Here is a 7,396-nt window from a genome sequence, read left to right on the forward strand (position 1 = left end):
CCCAACGGGTTGAGCGGAGCCGAAACCCATTCACACGAGTTGACTTTCATTGCGTCTGTCTACTTAGAATCGCCCGTTCACTATCCCAGAGATCCCTATCTTCGATAGAGTAGATCTAACTACGTCCTGTTTGTGAAGACCTTAAAACTTTACTAACAGGGCGTTTGTAGTTCGATCGAGATAAGCACTGTCTTACAGGGGTGGGAGATGATTATTACTGCAATAACGGTGCTGGTTGCGCTGGGCATTCTCGGCTGGGGCTATTATCGCGCCAAACCGTTTGGCAAACTGGGCATTCTTGCCTGGTGGCAATCGGTTGTGTTGATGGCTCCCTGGCTATTTTTCTTTGGGTTGACCACGCTGGGTATCTATCTCAACCTGGTGGGCGTTTTGCTGCTGTTTGTTGCTTCTACCGGACTCTACATTCTCATTGGGCGCAGACTTCGGGCAGCAGGTCAAGAAGAGCTTGCTAAACGAGTGTCGGCAGTTGCCAGTGGAGATGACTTATTTTCTAAACTTGAGTCATCAGGTTCAGAGGCGGCGGAATTGTCTCCCGTCTTAGACCCCGCCGCAAAGCCTGACGTTCTCCCGATTCCCGCTGAAGATCTCAAGGCAATTCAGGGAATTTTTGGCATTGACACATTTTTCGCCACCGAAACCATTCCCTATCAGGAAGGCGCAATTTTTAAAGGCAACCTACGCGGCGAGGTAGAGCCAACCTTTGAGCGGTTATCTGTCAGCTTAAAAGAACGGCTCGACGATCGCTATCGCCTCTTCTTAGTCGAAAGTCAGGAAAACAGACCCGTAGTGGTGGTTTTGCCGAGCACTAACGATCCCAAGCCTGCGACGCTGACACAGAAACTTTTGGCAGGAGTATTGTTGATTGCGACGATCGCCACTTGCCTAGAGACTGCCGGACTTTTATTAGAATTTGACTTTTATAACTCACCAGAACGCTATCGAGAAGTGCTTCCGATCGGGCTAGGAATTCTCACGATTTTAGGCGTTCATGAACTGGGTCACTGGCTGCTGGCGCGTCGTCACAACGTCCGGTTAAGCTTTCCTTACTTCATTCCAACCTGGCAGATTGGCTCGTTTGGTGCCATCACTCGCTTTGATTCACTGTTGCCCAGTCGATCGGCGCTGTTTGATATTGCATTTGCAGGTCCGGCGGCGGGTGGCATCGTGTCGTTAGCCATGCTGATTACAGGGTTGCTGCTCTCCCACGAAGGCAGCTTATTTAAGCTGCCAACTCAATTTTTTGAGGGGTCAATTCTCGTCGGAACCGTGGCGCGAGTGATTTTAGGAACGTCTCTTCAGCAAGCGATCGTAGACATTCACCCCCTCACCATCTTGGGCTGGGTTGGGCTGGTTCTCACCGCCATCAATCTTATGCCTGCGGGGCAACTCGACGGAGGCAGAATCGTGCAGGCGATCTATGGACGCAAAACGGCTGGACGAACGACTGCTGCCACGATCGTGGTCTTAGCGATCGCGTCTCTAGTTAACCCGCTGGCTCTCTATTGGGCGATCGTGATTTTAGTCTTGCAGCGCAACTTAGAGCGACCCAGCCTTAACGAGTTGTCAGAACCCGATGACACACGAGCCGCTTTAGGATTGCTTGCTCTATTTCTAATGGTAACGATCTTGCTGCCGCTAACTCCCAGTCTGGCGGGGCGGTTAGGGATTGGTGGATAGGCATACCACCCACATAAGGTCTATCGTATTTTTGCTGGATTTTGTTAACCATTTGCGAAGGTTAGTCAGAAATAAAGGATTCAGAATCATAATTGTCAAGGGAGTTCTCTCTTGTCTTCCCTTTCATCTTCCTGAAACTATGTCAGACCTCCCCCCGATTCTGCTTCTCCTGGACCTGAGTGCGCTGCTGGTGGGTAAGCCCCGCGAGTGGCAAGAGTTTACCCGTCTGGGCAAAGGTTATGTCCCCCAGTCGGTTTATGAAGAAATTCAGGCGTTAAGGAACGTTGGAGTTGAGCGCAGTCATGAGCAAACGGCGAAAGAGTTTTGCCGCTTTTTTGCTGATAGTGATTGGCAACTCACCGGGGCGGGAGCCGTGCATCCCTTACTTCAGCCCAGTGACGGGCAGAACATCAGCAAACGCGCTCGACTTATGCAAGCGGTCGCAGAATGCGCTTATGGGTTTGCCCGCAATAGCCCAGGACGGCTCGTTGTGTTGATTTCTAACGACCAATCCTTGCTAAATCGAATTCAGAGTTTGGGGGTAGCAAATCTATCTGGAGTGCCTGTATCAGCGGTGTTGATCTGGAGTCGGAGCGGTCGGAGACCTCCGATCGTTGCCCAACACCTGCAAGCCATGCGGTCAACCACCGTCACCGTCAGCGGAGTCATCACTCCGCGTCGAGTTCAGACCGATGCTCTCGCACCTACTCGAACGCCTTCTCAACCTGTCAAACAGCCTCAGCCAAGGTTGCGGGCAGTTCAGCCGCTCTACGATCGCCCAAGTCTATTGCATCAAATCACCTCTGGGATCTCTGCTCTCGTGGCGCTGACAATCGCGCTCAGCATTGCCTGGTATGTCGTCCAACCCAGAAGCTTCAATCAGTTTCTGCGAGCCAGAAATCTGCCGTCTCTTCCTGAGATTCCTTCGCAAAATTAGCCATCCTGGAACTTGCATTCTGATCTAAACCGTCTGAGACTGCATCCACTTCAGTCATCACGATTTATTTGCAATGTCTCCCAATCGTTCCGCTAAACTACTTGCCGCGATCGTCCTAATCAGTGCCTTATCGTTGGTCACTAGAGTTTCGATCGAAGGCACTAAGTCTGAAGTCGCGGCTAATCGCCTTTCTTTCCAGCGAGTGCGGCAGTTTGAGAAATTGGTGCGAACTCACGTTAAACCCTTCGATCGTCTCAGCTACCCTGCTAGTGAGGCAGAATCGCAGTGAGAGAGGTTTGAAACACGTCCTAAGCCCCCTGTTCTAAAGTAGCTGTGCAAGCAGCAGTCACGATCGATTTCAAGTCCCTTCAAATCCGTTAGTTTCACGGCAGTCAGGGGCACCTTGTGCTAGTTGTGAAGTGCCGAGAACTCTGCAAAGGAGTGAAGGATTGCATGGGACAAGAAACAAAACCTAAGCTCAAGTTGATGGTCGTAGACGATGAGCTAGATAACTTAGATTTGCTCTATCGGACGTTTCGACGTGGTTTTGAGGTAGTTCAAGCAACGAGCGCGATCGCGGCTCTCAAAATTCTCGATCAGCAGGGCGAGATGGCAATCATCATCTCCGATCAGCGAATGCCCGAAATGCTGGGCACCGAATTTTTGAGCAAAACCGTCGATCGCTTTCCCGATACCATTCGGATTGTGTTGACTGGCTACACCGATGTCGAAGATCTCGTCGATGCCATCAACGATGGCAAGGTGTTCAAATACATCACTAAACCGTGGAAGCCTGCTCAGCTTCAAGTCGTTGTTGAGCAAGCGGCAGAAACCTATACCATTCTAAAACAAAGAACTGCCGATTTGCAGCGTGCTCTCCGTCGAGAGTCGCTGTTTAACGCGGTCACCACCGCCATTCGCGAGTCTCTTGACTATCGCAGTATGCTGCAGACGATCGTCGAAACACTCGGACAAACCTTTGATGCGAGTTGCTGTGTGCTCCACCCAGTTGAGGGAGGCAGCATTGTGGCGCAATCTTCGCTCTACTGTTCACCCGACTGTGTGGCGATGAATGGCGATCGCGATCGTCAAGATCCAATCGTGCAAGCAGTGCTGCACACTCGCAAAACGCAGGTTAGTCAATCAGGCAAAGACGCTGCCATACGACTTGTGGTGCCGTTGGCTTATCAGCAAGAGTTGCTGGCGATTCTCTCATTTTATAGAGGCGGAGATCAGCAGACGGGCGCTGACTCGTCTCGCAGCCCCTGGTCAGAAGAAGACATTCAACTGCTAGAAGGGGTTGCCGAACAAGCGGCTCTGGCGATTTCTCAAGCAAAACTTTATCAATGCACTCAAACACAAGCCAAACAAATTCGGGCTGAGTTGGCGGTTGCTCGTCAGATTCAAAGCAACTTACTGCGGCAGTCGTTGCCTAAACTTGACACCGTTAAAGTTCAGGCGTGCTGTCACCCAGCACGAGAGGTCGGCGGAGACTTTTTTGAAGTCTATCAACATCCTCAGGGCGATGTCTGGCTAGCGGTCGGCGACGTGTCAGGAAAGGGCGTTCCGGCAGCGCTCTTTATGGCAAGTGCTATCTCAGTGCTGCGGCGAGAGCTTTCTCAAGAAACTCCTCCTGAGCCAAACGTGGTGATGCAGAACCTAAACAGCATCCTCTCTCAAGATCTGGTGAGCACAAACTGCTTTATCACCATGATTTTGGCGCGCTATTCACCGCTTACTAAGCAATTGATTTATGCCAATGCAGGACACATTTACCCGCTGGTTTGGGCAAAACAGATAGGAACCACTCCCGCAGAACAAGCGGCGGTGGAGCCAATCTATCTCAAGGTGCGCGGCGTACCTTTAGGAATCTTGCCTAACTGGAACGCGATCGCCGGAGACCTCACCCTCCATTCGGGAGAAGTGCTGCTGCTTACCAGCGATGGCATCACAGAAGCGACGATTCCTTCTCAAGATTTGAGTCAAACCCCTACACCAAACCCAGGAGAGGTTAATTCAATGCTTCAACAGTCAGGACTTTGGCAATTGCTTCTCCAAGAACGAGAATGCTTAGATCTAAATCACCTTTTAGCCAAGATTCAATCACACAATGCTGTTCAGGAAGATGACCAGACGATTTTGTCCCTGGAGGTTCTTTAAATATGAGAACTGAACTTCACATTCCCAGCACGTTAGAGTTTTTGAGCATTGCCGAAAACTGGTTGCTCGGCAGTTTAACAATCGAGCTAGGTGACCAAGTAGACTGGTCACGGCAGTCTGCTCGGCTGCGCTTGTCGTTAGTAGAAGCATACTCAAACGTCGTGCGACATGCTCACCGCGATCGTCCCAATCTCCCGGTGCTGATTCGCTTAGAGGTAAAAGACCGGGATCTGGTATTAGAAATCTGGGACTATGGGGAGGGCTATGACCTTTCGACCTACTTGGCTCCTTGTCCACAAGACAAGCAGGAAAGCGGCTATGGCTGGCTGATTTTGAATCGGCTGATGGATAGAGTGGAATACCGCCTGCAAGTCGATGGTCGTAATTGTCTAAAGCTAGAAGCGAATTTAGGACGTGCTTTAAACCTCCATGAAAGCCCAGGGAACCCTGGAGATGGTAAACTCCGCCCCTCTGTGTGACCGTTCTGCCTCACCAACGCGGGAACTTAACCGCCGCACGACCACGAGAAGACTGCGGGAACCTACCTTGTCATTGATAATCGTCGAGAATTCCCGCTTTGGTTGGCGGTGATAATTAGCGATCGTTCTCTTCAAAGCCGTGATTGTTATTATCCAATCCTTAATTCTCTGAACCCTGCCGCTCTTTTTTGAGATATTCAAACACGCTCTTATCGCCAATATCGGGCGGGATTGGTTGAATCACTTTACGGACTGCAAATACCACAAACAAAACTGCCCAGATTCCTAGCAAAGCCTGTTCCCACTGAGCCGATAGCAGACCTGTTAAATGTCCCAAAAGCAGAACAGGAATGAGAGGTGTGAGTAATTTTGTTTCTAAACGGTTAAAGCAAAATGCCTCTTTAAAGAAGATTCCGGTCAAAGCAGCAAAGCCAAAGCCGACTCCCAAAATAGTGAGCGGATGATTATAGACGTAGACCGCGAGCGGCTCGGAACTTTTGAGGGCAAACACGATCGACATGATGCCGCCGATCGCCCAAAATGCCTGAAGCGCTTGATGCAATGGCTTCAAATAAATGTGAATTGTGAACAAACTCACGCCCAAGCCTACCCAAAAAACCAGATAAAGCAGAGTCAGCCCATTGAGAACGATCGGGTCGCTGCCCTGCCAGAGAACCAGCCCAGTTGCGATCGCAAAACTCAAAGCGGCTACCAGCAATCCAGCTCGATAGACGACAACTCCTCGACGATCGTCCGAGTCAATCGTAAATTCTCCAAACTGTCCCTGATAAATCGCTCGATCGGGCATTTGTAGTTGAGTCATGGGGCAGAAGTGATTCACAGTTGCTTCTATCCTACTGCTCTTCTGCTTGCTGCGCTTCGTCTTCGAGAGTCTGAACCGCCACCAACCATTCCTCTTCCTAAATCTCAAATTCTTCTTCAGGAACATTGCCCATATCGAACGTTAACTGCAATGCCAGCAAGCGTTCGATGTCTGCTCATTCCTGAATTTGTTCGGCGATCCAGGCAAGTCCGGTGAAGGGGGCAAATAATAGGCGGAGCATCACAGGGTTTAGTTCAATCGTTCAAGACGATTTGTCTCTACATCTGGAATTTGAGATGGCTGGGTCTTGATGAGTTAATGGGTGTTTTAGAGATCCAGCGATTGCTGCGCGAAAAAGTCGTCGATCGCATCGTCGTAGATATGGCTCCGAGTGGTCACACGCTGAATCTTTTTGGCTTGATGGATTTTCTAGATCGATTCTTAGCAGCACTGGAACTCTTTCAAGAAAAGCACCAGGTTATTAGTCGGAATTTCTCGGAATTTCACAGGACACCATACCAGATGAAGCTAATCGCTTTTTGCTAGAGATGAAACTCGATCTCGCAGCCTGACGGCAGCTACTTCAAGATGAATCTCAAACCGCTTGCTTAGTGGTCACGATCGCTAAGTGGATGAGTCTTCTAGAAACCAAACGATTTACAGATGCTCTAAAAACGCTCCGAATTCCCTTTGGAGAATTGGTTATCAATCAAGTCTTGCCGACGACTAACAATCTTAATCAATACGCCGAACAGCATCTCATTGCCAAATTTATTGATTTAGTCGAGTTGAAGCCAGCACTCATTTCAGCAACCCTCGGAGCCTGTCGGAAAGGCAACCCTCGATCGCTTAATGACTCAGACCCCTCACCTCAAATCGTCCTTAATAGCCCCTCAACCGATTTACCTCGCTGAGCCAATCTTGATCGGATTGAGTGACTTTATAACTCTCTGACCCCATTAGAAATCGTCGGCGCTATCTCGTAACAGTCGGTGCGAACCGGAGGGCTTAATTTCAGCAAGTCTTTTCCCAGATCGAGCGATTGTCTCCCTACCTATATTGCCCCGCTCATCTCCCCTATCAGAGCAGATTGCAGGTGCTGCTCGTCTGCTGTTTGCTGGAGATAGCCGTCTGTGAAGAGTCGCGATCGCGTCGTGTTTTAAGAAACATAAGGAAACTCTTCTAAAAAGCTTGTGAGAATCCTTTACAAAACTTAAGTTTTCTGCTAATGTTTAGACATGGGACGGAAAACCGCCCTGTATCCTATCTATTTCAAGCCATTATAACTTTATGACCACC

The 7,396-nt window shown here is 49.7% G+C and carries 7 protein-coding genes and 1 pseudogene; 7 read left to right on the forward strand and 1 reads right to left on the reverse strand.

Annotation, left to right across the window (positions count from 1 at the left end):
- The first annotated feature begins 207 nt into the window (after window positions 1–207).
- From A8707_RS17875 to A8707_RS17895, 5 genes are all read left to right on the forward strand, one after another.
- A complete protein-coding gene (locus A8707_RS17875) occupies window positions 208–1,698 on the forward strand; it encodes a site-2 protease family protein (protein ID WP_068818562.1) in 1,491 nt (496 codons plus the stop codon).
- 139 nt (window positions 1,699–1,837) lie between these two features.
- Window positions 1,838–2,635 (forward strand): PIN domain-containing protein, encoded by a 798-nt coding sequence (locus tag A8707_RS17880; protein WP_068818563.1) that lies wholly within the window; start codon window positions 1,838–1,840, stop codon window positions 2,633–2,635.
- A gap of 73 nt (window positions 2,636–2,708) precedes the next feature.
- Window positions 2,709–2,924, forward strand: coding sequence for a hypothetical protein (locus tag A8707_RS17885; RefSeq protein ID WP_068818564.1), 216 nt, complete (start codon window positions 2,709–2,711; stop codon window positions 2,922–2,924).
- Between the two features lie 164 nt (window positions 2,925–3,088).
- A complete protein-coding gene (locus tag A8707_RS17890; protein ID WP_068818565.1) occupies window positions 3,089–4,795 on the forward strand; it encodes a SpoIIE family protein phosphatase in 1,707 nt (568 codons plus the stop codon).
- Window positions 4,796–4,797: 2 nt separating this feature from the next.
- A complete protein-coding gene (locus A8707_RS17895; protein ID WP_068818566.1) occupies window positions 4,798–5,274 on the forward strand; it encodes an ATP-binding protein in 477 nt (158 codons plus the stop codon).
- A gap of 160 nt (window positions 5,275–5,434) precedes the next feature.
- Here A8707_RS17895 and A8707_RS17900 read toward each other — a convergent pair whose 3' ends face one another.
- Window positions 5,435–6,097: a DUF2301 domain-containing membrane protein gene (locus A8707_RS17900; RefSeq protein WP_068818567.1), complete on the reverse strand. Its 663-nt coding sequence runs from the start codon at window positions 6,095–6,097 to the stop codon at window positions 5,435–5,437.
- Window positions 6,098–6,388: 291 nt separating this feature from the next.
- Here A8707_RS17900 and A8707_RS30275 point away from each other — a divergent pair, with 291 nt between their 5' ends.
- Window positions 6,389–6,643 carry an ArsA-related P-loop ATPase gene (locus tag A8707_RS30275; protein WP_269452740.1) on the forward strand — a complete coding sequence of 85 codons (255 nt, stop codon included), beginning with the start codon at window positions 6,389–6,391 and terminating at the stop codon, window positions 6,641–6,643.
- Between the two features lie 41 nt (window positions 6,644–6,684).
- Window positions 6,685–7,011 (forward strand): annotated as a pseudogene (locus A8707_RS30280) (ArsA-related P-loop ATPase); the annotation flags it as partial.
- Between the last annotated feature and the right edge of the window lie 385 nt (window positions 7,012–7,396).

Origin of the sequence: Phormidesmis priestleyi BC1401 (assembly GCF_001650195.1) — a bacterium.
GTDB lineage: Bacteria > Cyanobacteriota > Cyanobacteriia > Leptolyngbyales > Leptolyngbyaceae > Phormidesmis_A > Phormidesmis_A priestleyi_B.